At 67.8% G+C, this 21,915-nt stretch carries 16 protein-coding genes, 1 pseudogene and 2 riboswitches; of the genes and pseudogenes, 8 read left to right on the forward strand and 9 right to left on the reverse strand.

Going from position 1 to position 21,915, the window contains the following annotated elements:
- Positions 1-63 precede the first annotated feature (63 nt).
- Positions 64-152, reverse strand: a riboswitch (glycine riboswitch).
- Positions 153-155: 3 nt separating this feature from the next.
- Positions 156-248: riboswitch (glycine riboswitch) on the reverse strand.
- Positions 249-312: 64 nt separating this feature from the next.
- Positions 313-870 (reverse strand): DUF924 family protein, encoded by a 558-nt coding sequence (locus ACVBD7_RS15015; RefSeq protein ID WP_458097710.1) that lies wholly within the window; start codon positions 868-870, stop codon positions 313-315.
- Positions 871-880: 10 nt separating this feature from the next.
- Positions 881-1,429, reverse strand: a complete 549-nt coding sequence (locus ACVBD7_RS15020) for a hypothetical protein (RefSeq protein WP_458094037.1) — start codon at positions 1,427-1,429, stop codon at positions 881-883.
- 170 nt (positions 1,430-1,599) lie between these two features.
- Between ACVBD7_RS15020 and ispH the strand changes: the two genes are divergently transcribed.
- The 3 genes from ispH (at position 1,600) to rnhA (ending at position 4,160) form a co-directional block, all read left to right on the forward strand.
- Positions 1,600-2,619: a 4-hydroxy-3-methylbut-2-enyl diphosphate reductase gene (gene ispH, locus ACVBD7_RS15025; RefSeq protein ID WP_458094038.1), complete on the forward strand. Its 1,020-nt coding sequence runs from the start codon at positions 1,600-1,602 to the stop codon at positions 2,617-2,619.
- Between the two features lie 64 nt (positions 2,620-2,683).
- Positions 2,684-3,670: a homoserine kinase gene (locus ACVBD7_RS15030; protein WP_458094039.1), complete on the forward strand. Its 987-nt coding sequence runs from the start codon at positions 2,684-2,686 to the stop codon at positions 3,668-3,670.
- Entirely contained in the window at positions 3,660-4,160 is a 501-nt protein-coding gene (rnhA, locus tag ACVBD7_RS15035) for a ribonuclease HI (RefSeq protein WP_458094040.1), read from the forward strand. The genes ACVBD7_RS15030 and rnhA overlap by 11 nt, the downstream gene beginning before the upstream one ends.
- A 362-nt stretch (positions 4,161-4,522) precedes the next feature.
- Here rnhA and ACVBD7_RS15040 read toward each other — a convergent pair whose 3' ends face one another.
- Complete coding sequence (locus ACVBD7_RS15040; protein WP_458094041.1) at positions 4,523-4,966, reverse strand: hypothetical protein; 444 nt, start codon at positions 4,964-4,966, stop codon at positions 4,523-4,525.
- 146 nt (positions 4,967-5,112) lie between these two features.
- Here ACVBD7_RS15040 and ACVBD7_RS15045 point away from each other — a divergent pair.
- A pseudogene (locus tag ACVBD7_RS15045) lies at positions 5,113-5,481 on the forward strand (LysR substrate-binding domain-containing protein); the annotation flags it as partial.
- A 106-nt stretch (positions 5,482-5,587) separates the two neighbouring features.
- On the opposite strand, the gene ACVBD7_RS15050 reads toward ACVBD7_RS15045, so the two are convergent.
- The 6 genes from ACVBD7_RS15050 to ACVBD7_RS15075 form a co-directional block, all read right to left on the reverse strand.
- Positions 5,588-6,964, reverse strand: coding sequence for a deoxyribodipyrimidine photo-lyase (locus ACVBD7_RS15050; RefSeq protein ID WP_458094042.1), 1,377 nt, complete (start codon positions 6,962-6,964; stop codon positions 5,588-5,590).
- A 181-nt stretch (positions 6,965-7,145) separates the two neighbouring features.
- On the reverse strand, positions 7,146-7,475 hold the full coding sequence (locus tag ACVBD7_RS15055; RefSeq protein ID WP_458094043.1) for a DUF2149 domain-containing protein: 330 nt from the start codon (positions 7,473-7,475) through the stop codon (positions 7,146-7,148).
- A complete protein-coding gene (locus ACVBD7_RS15060; RefSeq protein ID WP_458094044.1) occupies positions 7,475-7,948 on the reverse strand; it encodes a MotA/TolQ/ExbB proton channel family protein in 474 nt (157 codons plus the stop codon). The genes ACVBD7_RS15055 and ACVBD7_RS15060 overlap by 1 nt, the downstream gene beginning before the upstream one ends.
- Positions 7,949-7,959: 11 nt before the next feature.
- On the reverse strand, positions 7,960-11,838 hold the full coding sequence (cobN, locus tag ACVBD7_RS15065; protein ID WP_458094045.1) for a cobaltochelatase subunit CobN: 3,879 nt from the start codon (positions 11,836-11,838) through the stop codon (positions 7,960-7,962).
- Positions 11,839-11,841: 3 nt separating this feature from the next.
- A complete protein-coding gene (locus tag ACVBD7_RS15070) occupies positions 11,842-13,806 on the reverse strand; it encodes a TonB-dependent receptor domain-containing protein (RefSeq protein WP_458094046.1) in 1,965 nt (654 codons plus the stop codon).
- Positions 13,807-14,149: 343 nt separating this feature from the next.
- Complete coding sequence (locus tag ACVBD7_RS15075) at positions 14,150-14,863, reverse strand: TetR/AcrR family transcriptional regulator (RefSeq protein WP_458094047.1); 714 nt, start codon at positions 14,861-14,863, stop codon at positions 14,150-14,152.
- A gap of 113 nt (positions 14,864-14,976) precedes the next feature.
- Here ACVBD7_RS15075 and ACVBD7_RS15080 point away from each other — a divergent pair, with 113 nt between their 5' ends.
- From ACVBD7_RS15080 to ACVBD7_RS15095, 4 genes are all read left to right on the forward strand, one after another.
- Complete coding sequence (locus ACVBD7_RS15080) at positions 14,977-15,846, forward strand: SDR family oxidoreductase (protein ID WP_458094048.1); 870 nt, start codon at positions 14,977-14,979, stop codon at positions 15,844-15,846.
- Between the two features lie 794 nt (positions 15,847-16,640).
- Entirely contained in the window at positions 16,641-17,672 is a 1,032-nt protein-coding gene (locus ACVBD7_RS15085) for an amino acid ABC transporter substrate-binding protein (protein WP_458094049.1), read from the forward strand.
- Positions 17,673-18,068: 396 nt separating this feature from the next.
- On the forward strand, positions 18,069-20,108 hold the full coding sequence (locus tag ACVBD7_RS15090) for a 3-hydroxybutyrate oligomer hydrolase family protein (protein ID WP_458094050.1): 2,040 nt from the start codon (positions 18,069-18,071) through the stop codon (positions 20,106-20,108).
- 82 nt (positions 20,109-20,190) lie between these two features.
- On the forward strand, positions 20,191-21,837 hold the full coding sequence (locus ACVBD7_RS15095) for a DUF6351 family protein (protein WP_458094051.1): 1,647 nt from the start codon (positions 20,191-20,193) through the stop codon (positions 21,835-21,837).
- Positions 21,838-21,915: the final 78 nt, after the last annotated feature.

The raw sequence follows: 21,915 nt of genomic DNA on the forward strand, positions 1-21,915 counted from the left end.
CTCGTTCTCGGCCACGCATCCCCCATCGCCGCACGGATGCGGCCGGTTCAGATCGTGGCCCCCCTCTGTCCCGAGACCTGAGAGATTCGGGAAGCGGGGCTTCCGTTACTCCGTCGGTGCCATGGCCTTATCCAGCCATGGGCTTTCCAGAGACCCTTCGCCGCGCGGTCCTTCTGCCTGAGCGTTTCCGGGGGCCGGTTGCGCCTTCGGCGGGGGCATCGGGTGCCCCTCTCTCCCGCGCGGAAGCTACGGGTGGGTCATTGGTGCCCGAAGGCGCGGGCAGGCGCAACCATCCTGCGGGTCAGCGCCGAATCAACCGGCGAAGCCGCCCTCGTCCAGGAAGCGCCTCTCCTCCGGCGTCGTCTCCCGCCCCAGGATGGCGTTTCGGTGCGGGAAGCGCCCGAAGCGCGCCACGATCTCCAGGTGCTCCCGCGCCGCGGAGGTCACGCGCTCCTCCAGCCCGGCGGTGAGGGCGACGCAGCGCTCCTGGTCCGCCAGCTCCTCCGAATGCATGTGGGGCAGATAGAAAAAGACCTGCAGGGCCGGCTCGACGCGTCGGTCATGCCCCAGCGTGATGGCCTTCTCGGCGGCCCGCAGGCCGGCGGCATCCGTCGCGTACATACGGGGTGTGCCGCGGAACAGGTTGCGGGGCAGCTGGTCCAGCAGCAGAAGAAGGGCCAGGGCGCCGTCCGGCGTTTCAAGCCAGCCGTCCAGCTCACCCCTCGCGGCGGCCTCATGCGCCGGCAGGAAGCGGGCGCGCAGCTCGGCATCAAAATCGTCGTTCCGGGAGAACCAGCGCTCGAAGCCGGCGGCCCGCCAGAAATCGGCCAGCGCCCGCGCCTCGGGCGGGACCACCCCGGCCTGCACCATCACGCTCAACTCAGCGTACCCCGCGGCGGCGGTTGTCGGCCAGCTGCTCGGGCGTCAGCTGGAAGCCGATCAGCACCACCTTCTCCGCCGCCCGCCGGACATCGCCGGGAATGCGGACCATCATCTGCTCGCTCCTGGCCACGGCCCGGCTCTCATTGCCGCGGAAGGTGATACGGATGGTGTCGCTGCCGCGGCTCAAGACGCGCCCCTCCCCCTCCTCGGTCACCGCGATGAGGAAGGGCAGCTCCGCAACCGGCGCGGTCGCGGCCGGACCGCGCTCGGCGGAGGCCTCCACCAGCAGCGTCACGTCGAGCCCGCCATCCCGGGGGGCGTAGTCGCAGCGTGCCTGGAAGCCCAGCAGCCGGGCATCCACCTCCATCGCCCCCAGATCGGGCCTGGCGCCGGAACGGTAACGGGTAAGGTCCACCGCCTCGGCCAGCATCGCCACCCGTGGGCAGGGCGCCTGCGGCCGCTGACTCATCACGTTCCGGCCGCCGCAGCCGGCCAGGATGAGCGCCGAAAGACCCAGCAGGGCGGCGGGACGGAGGGGTCGGGTCACGCGGGGCACTCCGGGGCAACAGGAGCCATACGGCAGGACGCGGCCGAGTGGCAGGATCGGCGGAGCGGTGCGCAAGCCCTGGGCGGCGAGACGCAGGGCCGCTAGAAAGACGTGCCCACGGTCCGGCCGGGGGCTGTTCTCGCCGGCGCCGAAGGACCAAGTCGCACGCCATGGACCAGATCGCAAACCTGACCCAGCCCGCCGTTCCGGCCGCCGCCAAGCCCCGGCTGAAGGTCGTGCTGGCCGGCCCGCGCGGCTTCTGCGCGGGCGTGGACCGCGCCATCAAGATCGTGGAGCTGGCGATCGAGCGCTACGGCGCCCCGGTCTACGTCCGGCACGAGATCGTCCACAACCGCTTCGTGGTCGAGGGGCTGGAGGCCAAGGGCGCCGTCTTCGTCGAGGAGCTGGACGAGATCCCCGATGACGGCCGGCCCGTGATCTTCTCCGCCCATGGCGTGCCGAAATCCGTGCCGGCTGCGGCCGAGGCGCGGCAGATGCTGTACCTGGATGCGACCTGCCCCCTGGTCAGCAAGGTCCACCGCGAGGCCGAGCGCCACCACACCAATGGCAGCCATATCCTGCTGATTGGCCATGCCGGGCATCCCGAGGTGGTCGGGACCATGGGCCAGCTTCCCGCGGGCGCCGTGACGCTGGTGGAGGATGCCGAGCAGGCCGCGACCGTCCAGCCCCCACCCGGGCCCCTGGCCTATGCCACCCAGACCACTCTTTCCGTGGACGACACGGCCGAGGTGCTGGATGTTCTGCGGGCTCGCTTCCCGGACCTCTCGGCGCCGGTGAAGGAGGACATCTGCTACGCCACCACCAACCGCCAGGCCGCCGTAAAGGCGATCGCGGAGCGCTGCGAGCTGATCGTGGTGGTGGGCGCGGCCAATTCCTCCAACTCCGTCCGCCTGAGGGAAGTGGCCGAGAAGGCCGGCTGTCCGCGCGCCGTGCTGGTGCCCCGCGGACGGGATTTCGACCCTGCCCTGGCGGATGGGCTGGCCACCATCGGCATCACGGCCGGCGCCAGCGCGCCGGAGGTGCTGGTCGAGGAGGTGATTGCCCGGCTGCGTGAGCGCTTCGATGTGGTGACCGAGGATGTGACGGTGGCGGAGGAGAAGATCGTCTTCAACCTGCCGCGCCCCCTCCGCACGCCCAACGCGGCCCGGGCGCCCAGCCCCGCCGAGTAGCTCACGGCCCCGGCACCTTGCCGTCCCGGCAGGGCTGGGGCATGCCCCCCGGCCAGGGGGTGCCATGGCTGTCTATACCGAGGTGTCGGACGAGGCGCTGCGCGCCTTCCTCTCCGACTATGCGCTGGGCGAGCTGGTTGCCTTCCGCGGCATCGCGGAGGGGGTGGAGAACAGCAACTACGCGCTGAAGACCACCCATCCGGAGGGGGGCGGCGACTTCATCCTCACCCTCTACGAGAAGCGTGTGGACCCGGCGGAGCTGCCCTGGTTCCTTGGGCTGATGCGCCATCTCGCGGCCAATGGACTCGCCTGCCCCGAGCCCGTGGCGGGGCGCGATGGCGAGGCGCTGCGCGAGCTCGCCGGCCGCCCGGCCGCCATCTGCACCTTCCTGCCCGGTGTCTGGCCCCGGCGTCCCTCCGTCGCGCATTGCGGCCCGCTCGGCACGGCGCTGGCCTCCCTCCATGCCGCCGGCCAGGGCTTCACGGCCGAGCGCGCCAATTCCCTTGGCCCCCAGGGCTGGGGCCCGCTGCTGGACCGCTGCCGCCCGAATGGCGACACGGTTCAGCCCGGCCTCTGCGCCGAGTTGGACGGACATCTGGAGGGCATTCTGCGCGACTGGCCGCGCGACCTTCCGCGCGGCCAGATCCATGCGGACCTGTTCCCTGACAACGTGTTCTTCCTTGAGGCGGAACGCGGTAAGCCGCATGTCTCCGGTCTGATCGATTTCTACTTCGCCTGCACGGACATCCTGGCCCTCGATGTCGCCATCTGCCTCAACGCCTGGTGCTTTGAGCCGGACCTGTCCTTCAACGTGACCAAGGCCCGCGCCCTGCTGCGCGGCTACAACGCCGCCCGCCCGCTCTCGCCGGCCGAGCTGGCGGCGCTTCCCGTGCTCTGCCGCGGCGCCGCGCTGCGCTTCCTGCTGACGCGGCTGTACGACTGGACCAACACCCCGCCCGGAGCCCTCGTGACCCGCAAGGACCCGCTCGAATACCTGCGCCGCCTGCGCTTCCACGCCCAAGCCACGGAGGTGGCCGCCTATGGCATCTGAGAACGTCACCCCCGCCGCTGAAGCTCCCGGCCAGACCATCGTCGAGATCTGGACCGATGGCGGCTGCAAGCCCAATCCCGGCCCGGGCGGCTGGGCCGCCATCCTCCGCTTCGGCACGATCGAGAAGGAGATGACCGGCTTTGATCCGGCCACCACCAACAACCGCATGGAGCTGACCGCCGCGGCCGCCTCGCTGGAAGCGCTGAAGAAGCCCTGCCGCGTCGTGATCCACACGGACAGCGAGTATGTCCGCAACGGCGTGACGCGCTGGGTCCATGGCTGGGTCCGTAACAACTGGCGCAACGCGGCCAAGGACCCGGTGGCGAATTACGAGCTGTGGCAACGCCTGCTCGCCGCCGCCAAGCCGCATGACATCGAGTGGAAGTGGGTGCGCGGCCATGCGGGGGACGTGATGAACGAGCGCGCGGACAAGCTGGCGACCGCCGCGCGGATGGGGCTCACCACCAAGCAGTTGTCTGCCAAGACATGAGGACGGCTTTGACCAACTGTTAGCCCACTACCTCAAACCACACCGCCTTCGCACTCAAAGCACCGGAACCTCTACTTTAAGAAGATCTCAATTACCTTCGATCACGGCCGCCAAGATCTGACCGAACATCAGCCACGACAACCCAATAAAACCAGGGCAATTACTGATGCCTTCCTGGCACCCCGGGAGGCGTTCCCGCCCAGCATTCTCACAAGTCTCGTTGTCACTCACCACCGAAGCGGAGCGATCGCGCTGGGATGCTGTTGTCTCGCACGTGTTCTCGTGGCTGCGGGCTGCACCGCCCTTGCGAGATTAGAAGCTGCAAGTCGGGTGCCCTCTGAATCGCGCTTGTTCCTCGGGATCTACGGCTCAGGCAACGGCGTGGGGCTACCCTGCCAGGCATCGAGCCCGGCCGCCCGCAGGCGATTAGTGAGTGCTAGAATGAGAAAGCTGAAGTGCTTGCCGCCGAGCAGGCCCCACCGCGCCTCCCTCTCCGAAATCGTGTCCTCCCGCCATGCGGACTGATGCCCACCGCGGTCATAGCGCATGAAGTACACGCCCCTGCGCGCCCAGATTTGGCAGCCCCAGCCGTAATCCACGAGCTTCACCGGCCCATCTTCGCCCTGCGGCAGCGCCGCGTGGTCGCCCGCATCCAACCACAGGTCCACCGCGGCCTGGTACATGCGGTGACGCTGGCGGGGGTAGTCCAGTACCTCCTCCCAGGTGATGCCGGGCCGGTCCTTGGCCACGCCGTCGGTGGTCAGTGCAATGCTGTCCAACGCCCAGTCGCCCTCGGTCGGCCTCACGCTCCAGGCGCCCGGCCCCTCAAACAGCGCGAGCACGGCGCGAGCCACGGTGCCCGGCTCAACGGGCCAGGCGCGTCGCCAGCCCGTCCAGCTCCCCGGCCCAGTGGCGCTGGTCGCTGCGGGCGAGGTGGGAGGCGACCGCGGCCATGCGGTTCCGTAGGCGCCGCGTGGATGGGGGCCGCATCACCGACGGTTCGTCCGGGAGACACATCTCGCCAAAGAAATCGTCCCCCCTAGCGGGCCAGCGCAGCATCAGGCCAGAAGCGCTGGTCGACTATCCGCTCAGCTGCCCGAGCCGCAACCTTGTCCTGAGCGAGCAGCTGGCGCGCGCCTTCGCGGGGCAGACCGTGCCCTTCCACATTGCCGCGGAGGTGTCCCATACCCACGCCGCCCGCGCCCATGTCCGGGCTGGGGTAGGCGTCGCGCTAATGGACGCCTTCGGTTTGATGGGCTTGCGGGCCGACGGCCTGTCCAGCCGTCCCTTCCGGCCCACCCTTCTGAGCACCGCACGCTTGGTCACGGCGCGCCTGCGCCTGGCGTCGAGGCTGGCGCAAAACTTCGTCGGCGCGTTGGAGACGAGCGCCGTAAAGGTCGAGCGTTCCAGGCCGGCTGCAAGCCTGACTACTCTTGCTCAGCAGCCGCAAGCCGCTCGACGTCCCGTATATAGCCATCGGCATCGAACTTCTTCAGGCTCGCCTCACTCATCGAACGCACATTGCCAAACACCGGCTGAGGACCCCAAGGCCGGTCATGCAAGCCGAAAAGCCAGCCAATATTCGTGAATGAGTTCGCGTCGCGGCCGTCGAGGAAATACCGGTTGTTCAGCCGCAGCGCGGTATTCCAGGCCTCCTCGGGCGATGCAGACCACTGGACGATCTTCTTGCCCCAGTACATCCGCATGTGGTTGTGCATGTAGCCCGTCTCCCGCATCTCCATCATCGCAGCATTCCAGTACCGGTCGTGCGTTAGACCCAATTCGAACTGCTCGGGCGTGTACAGATGAACGCGCGGATCGGACCGATGCTGCTCGAGCGTCTTCCGAGCCCAGCCGGGCACGCAGGCGTAGTCGTCGTAGAGCGGTTCGTAGCGGATGTGGTTGGCGGCGAGTTCACGCCGAATTACCAGCTCCTCGATGTAAGCGGCCTTGTCCTCCGCATCCCCGGTTCCGGCAGCCCTCACGGCAAGTGCGATGGCCACAGGCGAGATCTGCCCGTAGTGCAGATAGGGGCTCATATGCGAAGCCGCTCCGGCCTCCGGCCTGCCACGCACCGTAGCGTAACGGGCGAAGGAGGAGCCAAGATACTGGCGTAATCTACTCTCAGCCTTCGAGGTGCCGCCCCTGAAGCGCCGAACGGGCCTGACGCTCTGGTCAGCCTTCAGACTCGCTACCACCCGCGGCACGTTTTCCAGATCGAGCGTGCTCTCGAACCGCAACTCCCCTGCGGGATGCGCCACCTCGCGCTCCTCCAAGCCCACCAAGTAGTCCGGTAGCAACCGGTTGAGCTTGGGGCGCAGCGTGCGCGCGGCTACCTCGTGCTTGAGGGAAGCAGTCTCCACCGGCACCACCACGTCACCCTCGACCTGCACAACGTGACAGGGCGCCCGCGCCGCGAAGTCGGCGTAGAACTGGACGACGGGCTTCAGGTAGCTGCGGTCGCACACAACAAGGGCAGCATCGGCGGCGTACTGAAGCGCCGTCTCCACTGGCGGAGTCCGGCGGGCAACGAAGGCGATACCTCTCCTCGCCAGAGCGGGCCCGATCTCCGCCATGCCCTCGAGCAGGAAGCTCCAATGGCGAGCGTTGACCTCAGGAAGTCCTTCCGCAATGCCGTAGCACACGAGGACGGGAAGACCGCGGGCGTTCGCCTCATCGACGGCATGCTCGAGGGCCGGGTTGAAGGCCGCACGCTGAGACAGGCCCATCCAGTACAGGACATAGGACGCCGAAGCGTTCCCGGGTCGGTCGTTAAGGGACTGGATACGGGTGGCCTGGATCATCGAGGCCGGATTTGGTGAGGCATTGCAGAATGCCTAGGTATCAAGGCGCCTGCCTTCCAGGGCCCACGGGTATCAAGCGAGCATGGCTCGCCCAAACTCTCACCTATTCATCTTGGAGGGTGAAGTCCCTTCCCGGTGCGTCAAATGTGTGATGCGTGAGGGGGTTAGTGCCCGGGCATAGTCACGGACGAGCCTGTTGAGCGGTGCCTTCCGGAACGTAGACCATCCTTCCGTCAGGCAGTCGATAAGTCACCCCTGCCCGCGTGCCCTGTCCCTCGCCGATCTGCCCACTCGCTTCGTAGCGCGTCAGTTCCTGCCCTTCCTTCACGGTGATCCGCATGTCGGCCTGCCCGGGGTTCTCGACCACGACAACCCGCTCGGCCGCGAAGGGATTGAGCGGATTGCGGACGATGACGATCATCAGAATGCCGATGACGACGAGAAAGAGGTCCACGAGGTTCACCACCGAGAGGATCGGGTCGTCTGCCTCGTCGTTATCCAGGAAGCGCATCAGACGGCGGCCTCGCGTTCAATGGCCCGAAGCTCTTCCAGCAGCCAGCGGCGCCGGACTGTCAGCACCAGGAAGCTGATCGCGGCCGCTGTCAGGGCGAGGATGACGGCCGAGAATGCAACAACGAGATTCTCGCCCACACCGCGCGCGTCGCTCCGCGTTAGTGCCAGCAAGGCCGGACCCATCGGGATCATGGTCGCGATCAGGCCCAGCATGGGAGCGCTGCGCGCCGTGATGCGCAGCCACTCCAGCCGCTTCATGATCCACAGCTCCAGGTCGTCGCTCACCGCACCTGTCCGGCGCTGGTGGGCATGTAATGGAGAGGCAGCAGTTCCGCGCCACCGCTGCACCGCCTCCATCAGGAACGCGCCCAGCGCGAAGACCGCGTAGGCGAGCGAGAGCAGGATAAGCAGCAGCACGGGAACGAGCAGCAGGCCGGAGAGATCGTAGAGTGCGGATTCGAGTGCGTTCATCGGGACTGCGTTCAGGCCTCGGTCTGATGGGTGAGAAGAGCCTGCCGGACACCACCGGCCAGGAGGCAGAGGGAAAGCGCCGCGAGTGACGCCCACTTCATCCAGGGCAGTTGCTTTGGGGCCGCGGAGGCAGCCTGCTGCAGGATCTGGCCGCGTACGGTCTCCGTTGCTTCACCCGCAGAAGCGGACTGCTGTGGCGCGGCGGCAGGCATGGACTGAGAGGCTGTTTCTGGCGCACTCGCCGCCTCCAGTCCGAAGCCCGCACTTGCAGCGGCGAGGAAGGCTCGTGTGGCGGGGGCGCCCGCCTCTGCTCCGTGACGCTCCGCCAGCTCGGCGAAGCGTTCGGCCAGTTCCTGCCGGGTCTGGGCGTCCGCGTTCCAGTACCCCTTGCGGATAGCCTCGGCCATGCGGGCAATGACCTGCGCCTGCGCGGTCGGATTGTGCTGCTCGAACCAAGCATCCAAGCCAAGGTTCCGGCTGTCCCGGATCAAGGTGTCGTGGACGGCTTGCCACTGGTCGGGGCGCACCATCGCCGGGTCGGAGACCTGCCATCCGAAGAGGTTGTTCGCCAGGTTCGTCATGGCCAGAGTGCCCGCATACCCTTCGGCCTGCATGGACTGGATCCACTGCGGGTTCAGGTAGCGGCCGCGAAGCTCGTCGGACAGGAAGGCAGCCGCCCCGGTCATCCGCGCCTCGGGGCGCCGGAGGTCGGCGACGTAAAGGGACGGGCTGGCCCCGTCGAGGTGCCTCACAGCTAGTGAAAGCCCTCCAAGATACTCGAAGGGGTGATCCGTGGAGAGCACACCGTTGAGATTGGAGGAACGCGACAGCACCGCCGCCTGCACGCCTCGGAGCTGCTCGGCGAAGAGGTTGGCGCCCTCTTCGCGCTCCCCCCAGCCTCGCGCGCCGTAGGCGTGCTGCATGCGGTCGAGAAAACGCTCCGTCAGCGGGGCGTCGTTCTCGTAGGCTGTGGAGTCCAGCACCGCGCCCGGCAGCCCACTGCCGTAGTCGCCCGGCGCGTTGCTGAAGATGCGCGAGGACGCCAGGACATTGGCGCGGTCCGTGGCCAAGCCTCGTCCGATCAGCCGCTCTCTGACCGCCACGCTATTGGCGAAGACGGAGTTGCCCGGCTCGTCCAGTGTTGCGAGCCGCTCAATGGCATCGGCCAGCAGCCGCATGAAGCCGTCGAACTGGTCGCGGTAAACGCTGGTCACCTGCACCACTGCATCGATGCGTGGGCGTCCGAGTTCTGCCGCGGGGATGATTGCCAGCCGCCGAACACGCCCGGCGGCGTCCCACTCGGGCCGCAGCCCAAGCGCGTGCAGGACTTGGCTCTCCAACACACCGAGGTGCCGGATCGCCTCCGAGGACCACAGGCTGAAGGCCAGCTTGGTCGGTGCTTGTCCTCCATGCTCCGCCCGGTAGGCATCGACCAGCTGTCGCAGGGCGGCCTCGCCTGCCTGGTATGCGGCCGCGGTCGGCAGCCGGTCCGGCTCGAAGGCGTAGAGGTTGCGGCCGCTGGGGACCTCGGGGCTGCGCACCGGATCGCCACCGCTGCCAGGGAGAATGAAGCCGCCTGCTAGCCCGGTCAGCAGGGCCTCCATCTCACCCGTTTCGGCCAGGTGCCGGTCGAGCGTGATCGCGCGCTCCACCATCGCGCGCAGGTCGGGGTCCGTGACCTCCTCGGCGGGTGTTCCCTCCCGCAGATGTCGGTGCAGCAGGCGGTAGGCCGCGCTCGCCCGGAAGGCCTCAGGTGGTCCGGCGAAAACTTCGTCCGCATCATCTTCCACCCGCTCCAGGAAGGAACGCCCGAGCTGCTGGATAACGGTCGCGATCCGGTGCTCCGGCGCGGCGGGTTCGCCGAAGGTATGGAGGCCGAGCGGCATGGATTGGGCTGCCAGGGTGTGCAGATGGTCGTGCAGCGCCGAGAGGAAGCCGGAGAAGTCGCCGCCGATCCGCGCCTCGTCCCACCCCATGTCGCGCTGCAGGTTCGCCTTGCGCACGGCGTCCAGAATCCGGTCGCGCGTCCCGTCACGAACGGCGCCAACCTCCAGCTGCCCGTACTCGTGGATCAGCGCATGGAGGTCACGAAGCTCGTCATAGAGGCCGGAGGGCGCGAAGGCGGGCGTCTGATGGCTGATGGTCGTGGCCCGGCCGCGCCGCCGCGCCTGCATGGCTTCGCCCACATTATCCTGGATGTAGGGGTAGAGGACGGGCAGGTCGCCCAGGGCCAGGAAGGGGAAGTCGCCAGCCGAGAGTCCGCGGTCCTTGCCGGGCAGCCACTCCTGCGTGCCATGGGTGCCGAGATGGATCAGGGCGTCGGCGCCCCAGGTCTCTCGGACCCAGAGATAGGCGGCCATGTAGAGGTGCGGGGGCGGCAGGGCGGCGTCGTGGTACCCCTCGCCTGGCGCCCCGCCGCGCGGTGGCTGCGGGAGGAAGGTGAGGTTGCCGAGGATCAGGCGCGGGATGACGAAGCGCTGCTCGCCCTCGACCTCGCGCACGGCGCGGTCGGTCTCGGGCTGCCCCCAGCGCTCCAGCATGGTGTCGCGCCGGGCCTGCGGCAGCGTGTCCAGCCATGCGCGATAGCGCGACACGGGCAACGTGTCGGCCAGGCCATCCCGCAGCAGCGCGTGCAGCGTATCCGGCCGATAGATGCCGCCCAGCATCGCCTGCCCTGCCTCGATGACGCGCGCCTCCCCCGTTTCCGGGACCGCATAGCCGGCATGACCTAGTGCGCGGGTCGTGGCGGCGAGGCTGCGGGGAAGGTTCAGGTTAGAGGCGGAAAGGTTCTTATCCCCCGTTGGGTAGTTCCAGAACATCACAGCGACGCGCTTCTCCGCAGCAGGCCGGTGGCGGAGCACGGCGAGGCGGCGCAGCTTGGCCATGAGCGCCTCCACCTGCCCGGGGATCGGCACCACCTCGCCGCCCGAGACGGCCGCGACGACCATTGGATCGCTCATGCCCCATGCCTCGGGCGCCACGAGGAGGGCGGCTGCCGTGGCGGCGCCCAGACCGGAGGCGGACGCCTCCCAAGCGGCAGGATCCCCCTCCCGCCGGGTGAGAGCGGAGATGACGGGAATGCCGAGCGCCGCCAGTTCCTTCTGCCGGGCCTCGCCGTTCTGCATGTGTGTGAGGCTCACCAGGACATCTGGCCTGGCCGGCTCCAGCACGCTGCGCATGCCGTCCTCCCGCGCGGAGTCAAACCAAAAGGCGACGGGTGCGAGCCCTCTCGCCTCGGCGCGGGCGATGAGCGCGTCGATCAGGCCCGTGTCGCCGTCCGCCAGCACGCCGTCACCGATGGCAAAGGCCACGCGCGGTACATTGGCGGGCCAGCGGTCCTGTCCCCATGCAAGGTAGTCCTGAGCCGACGCAAAGGCCGCCGGGGCTGCCGGGTGATAGATGCCCGCCCGCGGCAGCCGCTGAGGCGGTGGCAGGCTCGATACGTCCTGGCCGTCGCGAACGCCGCGAAGATAGGTGAACAGCGTGCGGAGGTTAGCCTCCCCACCAGCGGCATAGTAGGCCGCAAGCCGCCGCGCGTGCTCCTGGGACAGTCCTCCGGACCCAGGCGCGCCGCCCCCCACGCGGATCCATGGCCGTCCCTCGGCCTCCAAAGCATCGCCCAGGCGCTGCTGCACCCGCGCCAGGTCCGCAGGGCGCGGCGTGTCCAGGATGACCAGCGCGGCTCCCGCGATCCAGTCACGTGGCTCGCCCGCGTCCTTGCCGACGCGCGCGCCCTCGACCCGAAACCCGGCCTGCCTCGCCCAGCGGGCCAGGCGTTCGAACTTGCCGGGCAGGACGAAGTCGCTTGCAATCACCCGGATTCGCGGCGCCTCCGCACGGGCAAGGACCGGTGCGATGAACAGGACAAGCGCGAGGAACAGGGCGCGCACGGTTCAGAAGCTCGCCTGCAGCCCGACAAAATAGAGTCGCCCCGCATCGGCGTAGGTGTACGGCTCGCGGTCATTCGCCAGCCGGACATCGCCGATATTTTCGACACCTGCACGCAGGGTGACCTTGTCCGTGACCCGGTACCCGGCCTCGAGCGATAGGAGCGTATAGGACGAGAGCGGGGTGTAGACGGTACCAGTACCCACCGTCTGCGCCACGGTCTGGCGGCCCACGTAGTTCGCCCGGAACTGTGCGGAGAACGGTCCCTCCGGCTCCCAGCGCATCACCCCGTTGATCCCGTGGCGCGGGCGCTCGGTCAGCTCACGATCGTCCGTGAGGTCCTGGGCGTCCAGATAGGTGTAGTTGATGTCCACGCGGAAGTCCGCTGGCAGGCGGACGCCGCCGCCGATCTCGATGCCGCGGATGCGTGCCTCGTCCACGTTGCGGTAGGTCCGCAGCTCGCGGCCGCGCACGCCGCAGGAGCGGGTGCAGAGCGTCTCGACCAGGTCTTCCAAGTTGGCCTGGAATACCGTGGCCCGCACCTCCCAGGGCCCGGGCGCGTAGGACACTCCGGCCTCGTAGCTGGTGTTCGTCTCGGGCCGCAGGTCGGGGTTGCCGGTGATCGTGAAGCGACCGCCGCCACCCACCGCATTGTAGCCGGGAGAGAGCTGCTTGAGCGTCGGTGCCCGGAAGCCGCTGCCCACGCCACCGCGGAAGGTCAGCTCGTCGGTCGCCCGCCACACGAGGTAGGCGCGCGGGCTGGTGTGCCAGCCGAATGCCTCGTGGTGATCGAAGCGGGCGCCTGCCGTCAGGGACAGGCGCTCGGTGAGCGCGATCTCGTCCTGCAGAAAGAGCGCGCCATGGGTTACGCGGTCCTTGCCGCTGGCGTTCACGCTCCGATCCTCGAGGCGCTCCTCACGCAGCTCGCCGCCGACCGAGAACCGATGCCATCCCCAGGCCGGGATGGTGACGCGGCCGTCCAGCACGTCGTCCGTCAGGGTCTGTGGCCCGGTCGGCGTGCCGATGGAGACGCTGTTGTCGCGCTGAAGGCGGGAACGGTAGCCCCGGATCAGCGTGTCACCCCACCCCCAGGCGCCGCGGTGGGAGAGCGAGATCTGCTCCCGTTCGATGTCGTCCTTGGAGCGGTAGGGCACGGGCCGTGCACCACTGGAGAGCAGGTTCCGCCAGCGGTCGTCATGGCCCCGGCTGTAATTGAAGTCGACCCGCTGCGACGTCGTCGGCGTCCAGGTCAGGCCGAGATTGCCGCTGATGCTGTCCCGGTTCTCGAGCGCGGTCACGCGCGGGTTGACCACGTCGGGCACCTCGCTCCGGGTCTGGCCCTGGGCCGAAAGGGTCAGGCCCAGGACGCCAGGAATGAGCGGCCCACCCGCATAGGCGCCGAACTGCGTTTGGCTCCCCTCACCACGCTCGGCCAGTCCGCCCCAGCCGGAAAAGGCCCCGACCCAGCGGTCCGTCGCCGCGCGCGTGATGACGTTGACCACGCCCCCGAGCGCGTCCGAGCCGTACAGGGACGAGAGCGGGCCGCGCACGACCTCGATGCGCTCGATCGCCTCCTTGGGCACCCAGTTCAGGTCGAAATCGGCATGCGCGATAGCGCTGCCCGCCACGTTCACACGCCGTCCGTCGATCAGGTACAGCGTCTGGTCTGACGGCATGCCGCGTATGCTGACACCCTGGCGTCCAAGGCCAACGCCCTGGATAGTGATGCCTGGGGAGTCCCGGAGGGCGTCGGCCAGATCCTGGATCGGACGGCTCTCCAACTCCTGACGGGTAATCACGGTCATGCTGGCCGGGGCATCCTCGAGCGAGCGGTCGGTGCCCGTCGAGGTCACGGTGACCATCGGCACCTGCAACGCCTCCTGCGCCTCGGCCCCGGGAGTGCCAGCCAACCCGGAAACGAGAAGGATCGCAGCGACCGTCGAGCGGCGACGGGAGGTCGGGACATTCATGGAGACAACATTTCTGGCCAGAAGGTTACGTCGTGGCCATTCTCGATACATTATAACATAACATCCGGCCTAGAGGGGCGGCCGCGGGTAGATGGTCCTTGCCGAGTAGGTGTTACTTCATCGCCACAGCCCGCCTCCAGAGCCTCTGTCCGGCGCCCTACCGAAGGATGAGAGGCGGGTGGACGACGGTGCCAACGTGGCACGCTCACCCACCGCCAATTGACTCGGCCCGGCGGCTCTCGCCTGACCCGGCCAACTCGACTCGGCGCTTAGGGCGGCCATTTCCCTATCGAAGCCACATCACCCAGTGCCGCGAGCGCTGCAGGCGTCGATAATGCTCAGCTTAGGCCTTCTCAGAAATTCTGTGGAGCAACTCACCCATCAGATGCCGCTCCCCAGGCGAGAGAGAAGCGATGTCGTTCAGACACGCCCTGAGTGCCGCAGCCATACCCGCGGGGCCCCCTTCGGGAGTCCGTACCGGCTGATCCAGAATGGCAGCCAGCACTGATTCAAAGGCCGCATCCGAGAGGCCAACCTGCTTCGCGGGCAGCGTCCCAAGCAGGGTGAGAACCGTGCCTGTTCCCACGGCGTGAAGCAGCGCCACCGCCCTTTCCTCGGTCACGCGCAGTCTTCCGGTGAGGGCAATCCGGTGGATGCGCGCATGAAGGACATCCAGGCCCGCTGCAGCGGCGGGTGACAGGCCATCTGACCGCGGCATGCACATCAGTGCGAACACAGACGGATTTTCGAGACCGAAGGAGATGTGTGCCTTCCAACCCTGACGCAGTTCCTCGACAGGATCGGAATCTGGCACGCGCTGGCTTTTGCCTGCCACGTATCGGGCGAAAGCCTGCTCCGCGACGGCGTCAAGGAGGCCCTGCTTGTCGCCGAATAGGCGATAAATTGTCGGTGCCTGAACCGATGCTGCCTCCGCGACCGCGCGGGTGGTGACAGCCTCGCTTCCGCCTTCGGCAATCAGGCGAGTGGCGGCCGCAAGAATGCGGGCTTTGGCACCCGGAGGAAGGGCAACAGCCGCAGGCTGCTTCGCGGAAGGCATACCGGATCCTATCACCGGGCCGTTAGCGCTGATAGCAGCCGCTTGCTTCCAGCGGCATCCATCGCTAACTCTGCCGTGTTATCATCGTTAACGCGCTGGGGAAGTAGAGATTGATGATCGTTGTCACAGGAGCATCAGGAGCACTCGGCCAGCAGGTCGTCAGGCAACTGCTTCGCCACACTCAGCCGCACAGCGTTATCGCCAGTGTCCGCGACGTCACCAAGGCGGCTTATCTCGCCGAACTCGGGGTCATCGTCAGGCAAGGGGACTTTGCCAAGCCCGATAAGCTGGTCACGGCGTTCGAGGGTGCGGAGCAGGTGCTGGTGATTTCCGCCAACCAGGTCGGGGAGCCAGCGCGTCGGCTGCACCATGCGGCGATCAAGGCCGCCCAAATGGCCGGAGCACAGCGGGTGCTCTATACCAGCCATATGGGTGCGCGGCACGATGCGCTCTTTGCACCAGCCGCAGATCACGCCGCCACCGAGGCATTTCTCGTGGAGGCGGGTCAGCCATTCACAGCGCTTAGACATGGCTTCTACGCCGAAAGCGCTTTGCACCTCATCAGCCGCGGCATTGAAGCAGGGGAGATCCGTGCTCCCGAGGACGGCCCTGTAAGCTGGACTGCGCGCGCGGAATTGGCGGAGGCGGACGCAATCGTGCTCGCCGGACAGAAGAGCCTGGAGGGCGTGACGCCGGCGCTCACAGCGCCAGAGGCTTTCACAATGGCAGAGGTGGCGAACATCGCCTCCGAACTGACCGGGCGCGAGATCAGGTGGATCACTGTGTCTGACGCTGAATGGCGCGACACAATGGTGGCACAGGGAACTCCTGAGCCCGTAGCGGAGATGCTGCTCGGAATGTTTCGGGCCGCTCGGCGTGGTGACTTCTCCGAAACCGGCCCCACGCTGGAGACGCTGCTCGGCCGCCGTCCTCAAACGATGCGCGATGTCCTTGCCGCTGTTTTCAAGCCTGGCTCAGACTAGCGCAAGCCTCTCACGAATACCGGGATGGTGGCGAGCCTACCTCCGCGGAAGGCTGCTTGCTCGTCGGTAACGAGCCGATGTCGGCTTATGCGCGCCGAAGCCAAAGGAAGCCGACATTCGCCCGGCTCTCCCAACCCTTACTCATCGATCGGCTTCCAACCCTGCCTCCCGGAGTACCTGCTGCCACTTACCGGCCTTGGCCGATAGAAAGGCCTCGACCGATGCCGGAGTGCTGTCCGGCACCACGGTGACACTTAGTTCTTCCAGTCGCCCCGGAGCTCCGCCCTGGCGAGCGCGGCATTTGTGGCCTCGTTCATGCGGCCGATCGCCTCGGGCAAGGCCCCCGGACGCCGATGCTGTCCAGCAAGCCACCTGAAGTGGAGACCACGCGTCCTCCAAAGTCCGCCAAGCCGATCCAAGCGTAACCGTCCCAACGCCCCTTCACCTGGTCGGCTGAGCTGCGGCGCAGCCGATGCCTTTCATGATCGCGCAACGCGCCGCCGCCAACCAACTCGTTCAGCTGCAGGACGCGCCGCTCCATGTGGTTGTCGAGGCGGCTCACCTTGCCTGGCCGTCAGCAGGCACATCGAGGACGCGGAAAGCGCATTCGCGCGAGTGTTGGACACTGGGCTCGGCAGCTGGCCCGAAAAGGTGCCTGCCCTGGACAATCCGAGACGCCACATGTCCGCGCCCGCCAGTATGCACTGCGCGCGCACTCTGCCAAAATTGGCCTGCGTCGCCTGCGAGCCCTATCCGGCGCGAGCAGCCTGACAACAAGAGGATGGAAACGCGACATGGCTCGCATCAGACAAACGGTTGCCGCTGCCTCGATCGCAGCCCTCTCCCTCATGGCTGCGGCACCCGCAAAGGCGGGCGCGACGCTCGATGCCATCCGGAGCCGGGGCACGCTGACCTGCGGCGTCAACACGGGCGTCGCGGGCTTCTCCCAGCCGGATAGTCAGGGGAACTGGCGTGGCCTGGATGCCGATATCTGCCGCGCGCTTGCTGCCGCAACAGTCGGGGACGCGACGAAGGTGCGCTTCGTCCCGCTCTCGGGCCAGCAGCGCTTCCCGGCGCTCCAATCGGGCGAGATCGACGTCCTCGTGCGCCAGACCACGGCAACGATGGGCCGCGACACGACCCTCGGCCTGCGCACGGTCGGCATCAACTTCTACGACGGCCAGGGCTTCATGGTGCGCCGGGATGCCGGGCTTTCCCGCGCCGCCCAGCTCGACGGCGCGACCGTCTGCGTCCAGCAGGGCAGCACCACAGAGGGCAATCTTGCGGACTGGTACCGGGCCGCGAGCATCCGGATCACGCCGGTGCTGTTCGAGCGCATCGACCAGGTTGCCACTGCCTTCAGCTCCGGCCGGTGTGACGCGCTGACGACGGATGCATCCCAGATCGCGGCGGTGCGGTCCTCCTTCCCTAACCCCGATGATTTCATCGTCCTGCCGGACCGGATCAGCAAGGAGCCCCTGGGCCCGATGGTCCGGCGCGACGATCAGGAATGGTTCGACGTGGTCCGCTGGACGCTCAACGCCCTGATTGAGGCGGAGGAACTCGGCATCACCGCGGCCAATGCCGAGGCACGCCGTGCGAGCGATGCCGCCCCCGCGGTTCGGCGCCTGCTCGGAACCGACCCGGTGCTCGGCCAGGGCCTGAAGCTCTCTGCAAGCTGGGCCTATGATGCGATCCGCGCCGTCGGGAACTACGGTGAGATTTTTGAGCGTAACCTGGGCAAGGCAACACCGCTCGCCATGGAGCGCGGCCCCAACGCGCTCTGGACAGCAGGTGGTCTCATGTATGCGTGGCCTCTCCGTTAGGCTCAACTTGTAGAAATCCAGCAAGGCCCATTGGGACCGGCTGACTTCACGGAAGCTGGGCGGCGCTGCAGCACACGCTTCGGCGTTGCGGCGGCGTCCGCTCCCACCTTGGCACACCGACCGGGACAAGCACTCGGCAACGGCTCGCCCTTACCTTCCCAGCGGTCCGCCGCCGCGAACTGATCCTAACGTCTCCGCTCGGTCGGCATGATGCCGCCATCGCCCACCTGAATAGCGGCATGGAGACGGGCAGCCGAGGTCACCCATAGAACGAACCTATAGAAGGGATCAGGAACTTTCGATTGTCCGATGCCCGTTTCCATGCGGGACTTCCACCCTCGAAAGACTGCTGCGGCAAGACGCCCACAAGGGCGCTGAAGTGGTGAGGACGCGTTGATGAGCATTGTCAGACTCCTGAACCTCCTTGTCCTGACCGGCACGGTCCTGGCGCCACTCCATCCGGCTGCGGCCGAAGTGGCGCCGCAGCCCGAGTGGCTTCGTGTCGAGCGGCACCGCGTGGTCGATGGTCGCGCGGACGACCTGGTGACGGCAGGGCTGGGCGTCGCCCGCCTTCTCTCCGGCCCGCCACCTGGCTACGCCGACCCACGCGCACCGACCGCGGATGAGCTGCGGCGCGCCGTCATGTTCCGCCGGGGCGATGCGGGATCTGGGTTCGGCCGGATCTTCGGGCCGAACGTAGACAGCCTCACGGGTCAGTTGCTGGAGGACGATGGGCGCATTGCCGGTGAGGAATACCTAGCCTTCGCGGACGACCCTACCGGTCGCGGATCCCGCAACGTCGCGATGCTGCTGCAGGTGCCGCAGGAGCTCTCTCGGGAGCGGAACTGCATCCTCGCCGTCCCGGTGAACGGCTCCTCGGCGCTGTTTCGCGATATCACCGAATTTGGCTTCTGGGGCCTGCGCCGTGGTTGCGCCGTGGTCTACACGGACAAGGGTGCGGGCAACGGCGTCCACGACCTCGAGAGTGACACGGTGCACCGCATCGATGGTAGCCGCGCCTCGGCTGCCGAGGCGGGCGAGCACGTTCACTTCGCCGCGGAACTGACGGCGGAGGCACGACAGCGGTTGCTGGCCGAGGCGCCGCACCGGATCGCCTTCAAGCACGCCCACTCCCGTCGCAACGCAGAGGCGAGCTGGGGGCGAGATGTGCTCCACTCCATCCGCTTCGCCTTCTGGCAGCTTAACGAGCGCGCCGAATCAGAGCGGTTCACCGGCGCCAACACCCTTGTCATCGTAGCCGGGAACTCGAATGGCGGCGGTGCGGCCCTCTACGCGGTGGAAGCCGATGACGAGGGCCTGGTGGACGCGGTCCTTGCAGGCGAGCCTCAGGTGCAGGTCCGGCCCGATGACCGGACCGTCGTGGCCTATGGCGAACGGGAGAGGCGGAATCCCGGCAGGACGCTGCTGGACTACTTCACCTACGGCAACCTGTACCTGCCCTGCGCCGTGCTGGCCTTGCCGGAGGACGCCCCCGCCCGCGCCGGGATCACCCGTGCCGCCGATCGCTGCACCTCGCTTCGCGAGAAGGGGCTGCTGGAGGCAAATGACACGGCGGCGCAGGCGCGGGAGTCGCTCGAGCGTGTCTATGCCTACGGCTACGACCGGGCGCTGGAAATCCTCCACGCACACAACTACTCCGTTGTGCCGGACGCTACCGCTGCCAAATACGTCTCGGCCCACGGCCGCTTCGGGGTGGAGGATAGGGTCTGCGGGTTCAGCTTCGCCGCGGTGAACGCGGAGGGGCGGCCGATGCCCGTGCCGCCCGAGGTGCTGGCGCAGAGCTTCGCCACGGCGCCCGGCGGCGCACCCTTCGGGCCGGTGGACATCGTGAACGATCGCGACCCGACCGGCCCCCGGCGCAACGGCATGTCCGCTTCCCCCTCCACGGGCCGCCAGGACTACAACCTCGATGGGGCTCTCTGCCTGCGGGAGATGGCCGTCGGCAGCAGCCCGGAGGCGCGCCGTGTCCAGGCAGGGATTGCCGAGTTTCTCGCCAACGGAAACCTGCGTGGCCGCCCTGCCATCATCGTGCATGGCCGCATGGACGACCGCGTGCCAGCGGCCTTCTCCTCGCGGCCCTACCTCGCGCTGAACAGCCTCGTGGAGGGGGATCGGGGAAAGCTGCGCTACTGGGAGGTAGAGAATGCCGAGCACTTCGGCCTTTCCGGGCCCGGCTTCGACACGCGCTTCGTGCCCCTGAACCTGTACCTGCTGCGCGGTCTTGACGCGCTCTGGGCGCATCTCACCGCGCAGGCGCCCTTGCCGCCCAGCCAGGTAGTGCGGACCGCGCCCCGGGGTGGCAGCGCGGGAACGGCACCACCCCTCCAGGCCGCGGCGGTACCGCCTCCGCAGGCGGAACCCGTGGTCGGAAACCGGATCGCCGTCGGCGCGGGCAGGGTCACGATCCCGGACTGACCGAGCCAACCTTGCCGGGCGGATTGCTGCCGCAGCACGCGGAACAAGAAGGGCCGATGAGCCCCCAGAGGAGGATATCCGGATGAAGCCGTGGTGGACGGGTTCCATGCTGGCGGCAGTGCCCCTGCTTGCTCTCGTCGCGAGCGTGCCCGGTGCTGCTCGCGCAGCGAATTGCTCAGCCCTTGCCTCGATGGCGCTTCCGCAGGCACGGGTGGAAGTGGCGGAAGAAGTGGCGGCGGGCGGGTACAGGCCGCCCACCGGCCCGGCCCAGGAGGCACTCCCGGCCTTCTGCCGCGTCCACGGTGTCGTGACGCCGGTGCCGGGCTCGCGGATCGGCTTCGAGCTCTGGATGCCGAAGGATGGCTGGAACGGGCGTCTCCAGATGTTCGGCAACGGCGGCTACAGCTCCGCCATCTCCTATGGCGAAATGGCCGGGCTCCTCCGGCGCGGCTACGCCACGCTGGGCACGGATACCGGGCATCAGGGCGACGATCCCTCCTTCGCCGAGGGACGACCGGAAGCGATCGTGGATTGGGGGCATCGTGCGGTGCACGAATCCGTCGTCCGGGCCAAGGAGATCGTCGCGAGCTTCTACGGCAGGTCCGCCCGCCAAACCTTTTTCGCGGGCTGCTCGACCGGCGGCCACCAGGCCATGAGTTCGGCCCAACGCTACCCGGAGGATTTCGACGGCATCATTGCCGGGGCCTCGGGCGGCAATCGCACCCACCTGAACGCGGGCTTCCTTTGGCAGTACCTGCGGAACCACCGCACGGGCGACGACGCGGCCCAGATCATCCCTGCGGCAAAGCTGCGCCTGATCGGAGACGCCGTGCAGGCGGCCTGCCGGGCCGACAACGGCGCCCGCGGCGGAGGACATCCAGGAGATACCTGGCTGAACGACCCGCTGGCCTGCAGCTTTGACCCGGCTCGCCTCCGCTGCACGGGGGAGGATGGCGCAAGCTGCCTAACAGACCCGCAAGTGAACGCCCTGCGGACCATGTATGACGGCCCCCGGAACCCGCGCACCGGCGAGCTGATCCACTTTCCCTTCCCGCGCGGCAGCGAGAACAGTGGCGGCACACAGAACCTGCCGGGCTGGAGTCTGTATTGGGCGGACCCGGGCAATCCTACAGCACCCGCTCGGGTGAACTACTGGCGCCACTGGGCAGGGTTTGGTGCGGGCTGGAGTTGGTGGCGCTTCGACTTCGACCGGGACATGGCCGCCGTCGATGAGCGCCTCGCGCCCGTCATCAATGCGATGAGCACCAACCTTTCCGCCTTCCGGCAGCGCGGCGGCAAGCTCATCGCGTATCACGGCATGTCCGACCCGGTCGTGCCCTTCGCCGAGTCCATCGCCTATCATGACCGGGCCGTTGCGGCGCAGGGCGGTGATCTGGCGACGGCGGGGCAAGAGATTGGCTCCTTCTACCGCCTGTTCCTGGTGCCGGGCATGGAGCATTGCCGTGGTGGCCCTGGGCCCAACCAGCCAGAACTCCAGGCGGCACTCGAGCGCTGGGTCGACGAGGGCACGCCACCGGCCCAAATCCTGGCGCACAACCGCGAGGGCAACCGGCCCAACGGCCAGCTTCGCTTCAGCCGTCCGCTCTGCCCCTACCCGCAGCGCGCAATCCATGACGGATCAGGCGATCCGGCAAGCGCCGGCAGCTATCGGTGCGCCGAGTTCCCGGGCATGGCAGTTCCGGAGATCGGACGGTCGTACCTGCGATGATCATTCACGCGATGTGACAACAGCCGTGCGCTTCGGCTGATCCTTCGGCATCCAAGGTCATCCAGGCTACCGGCCATC

This window comes from Roseomonas sp. WA12 (assembly GCF_054165765.1).

Excerpts from the sequence above, each read along its gene's own strand:
- ispH (WP_458094038.1), top strand. The coding sequence starts at position 1,600 with ATGGACCAGATCGCAAACCTGACCCAGCCCGCCGTTCCGGCCGCCGCC.
- rnhA (WP_458094040.1), top strand. The coding sequence starts at position 3,660 with ATGGCATCTGAGAACGTCACCCCCGCCGCTGAAGCTCCCGGCCAGACC.
- ACVBD7_RS15015 (WP_458097710.1), bottom strand. The coding sequence starts at position 870 with ATGGTGCAGGCCGGGGTGGTCCCGCCCGAGGCGCGGGCGCTGGCCGAT.
- ACVBD7_RS15080 (WP_458094048.1), top strand. The coding sequence starts at position 14,977 with ATGATCGTTGTCACAGGAGCATCAGGAGCACTCGGCCAGCAGGTCGTC.
- ACVBD7_RS15090 (WP_458094050.1), top strand. The coding sequence starts at position 18,069 with ATGAGCATTGTCAGACTCCTGAACCTCCTTGTCCTGACCGGCACGGTC.
- ACVBD7_RS15085 (WP_458094049.1), top strand. The coding sequence starts at position 16,641 with ATGGCTCGCATCAGACAAACGGTTGCCGCTGCCTCGATCGCAGCCCTC.
- ACVBD7_RS15050 (WP_458094042.1), bottom strand. The coding sequence starts at position 6,964 with ATGATCCAGGCCACCCGTATCCAGTCCCTTAACGACCGACCCGGGAAC.
- ACVBD7_RS15030 (WP_458094039.1), top strand. The coding sequence starts at position 2,684 with ATGGCTGTCTATACCGAGGTGTCGGACGAGGCGCTGCGCGCCTTCCTC.
- ACVBD7_RS15055 (WP_458094043.1), bottom strand. The coding sequence starts at position 7,475 with ATGCGCTTCCTGGATAACGACGAGGCAGACGACCCGATCCTCTCGGTG.
- ACVBD7_RS15070 (WP_458094046.1), bottom strand. The coding sequence starts at position 13,806 with ATGAATGTCCCGACCTCCCGTCGCCGCTCGACGGTCGCTGCGATCCTT.
- ACVBD7_RS15075 (WP_458094047.1), bottom strand. The coding sequence starts at position 14,863 with ATGCCTTCCGCGAAGCAGCCTGCGGCTGTTGCCCTTCCTCCGGGTGCC.
- ACVBD7_RS15095 (WP_458094051.1), top strand. The coding sequence starts at position 20,191 with ATGAAGCCGTGGTGGACGGGTTCCATGCTGGCGGCAGTGCCCCTGCTT.
- ACVBD7_RS15060 (WP_458094044.1), bottom strand. The coding sequence starts at position 7,948 with ATGAACGCACTCGAATCCGCACTCTACGATCTCTCCGGCCTGCTGCTC.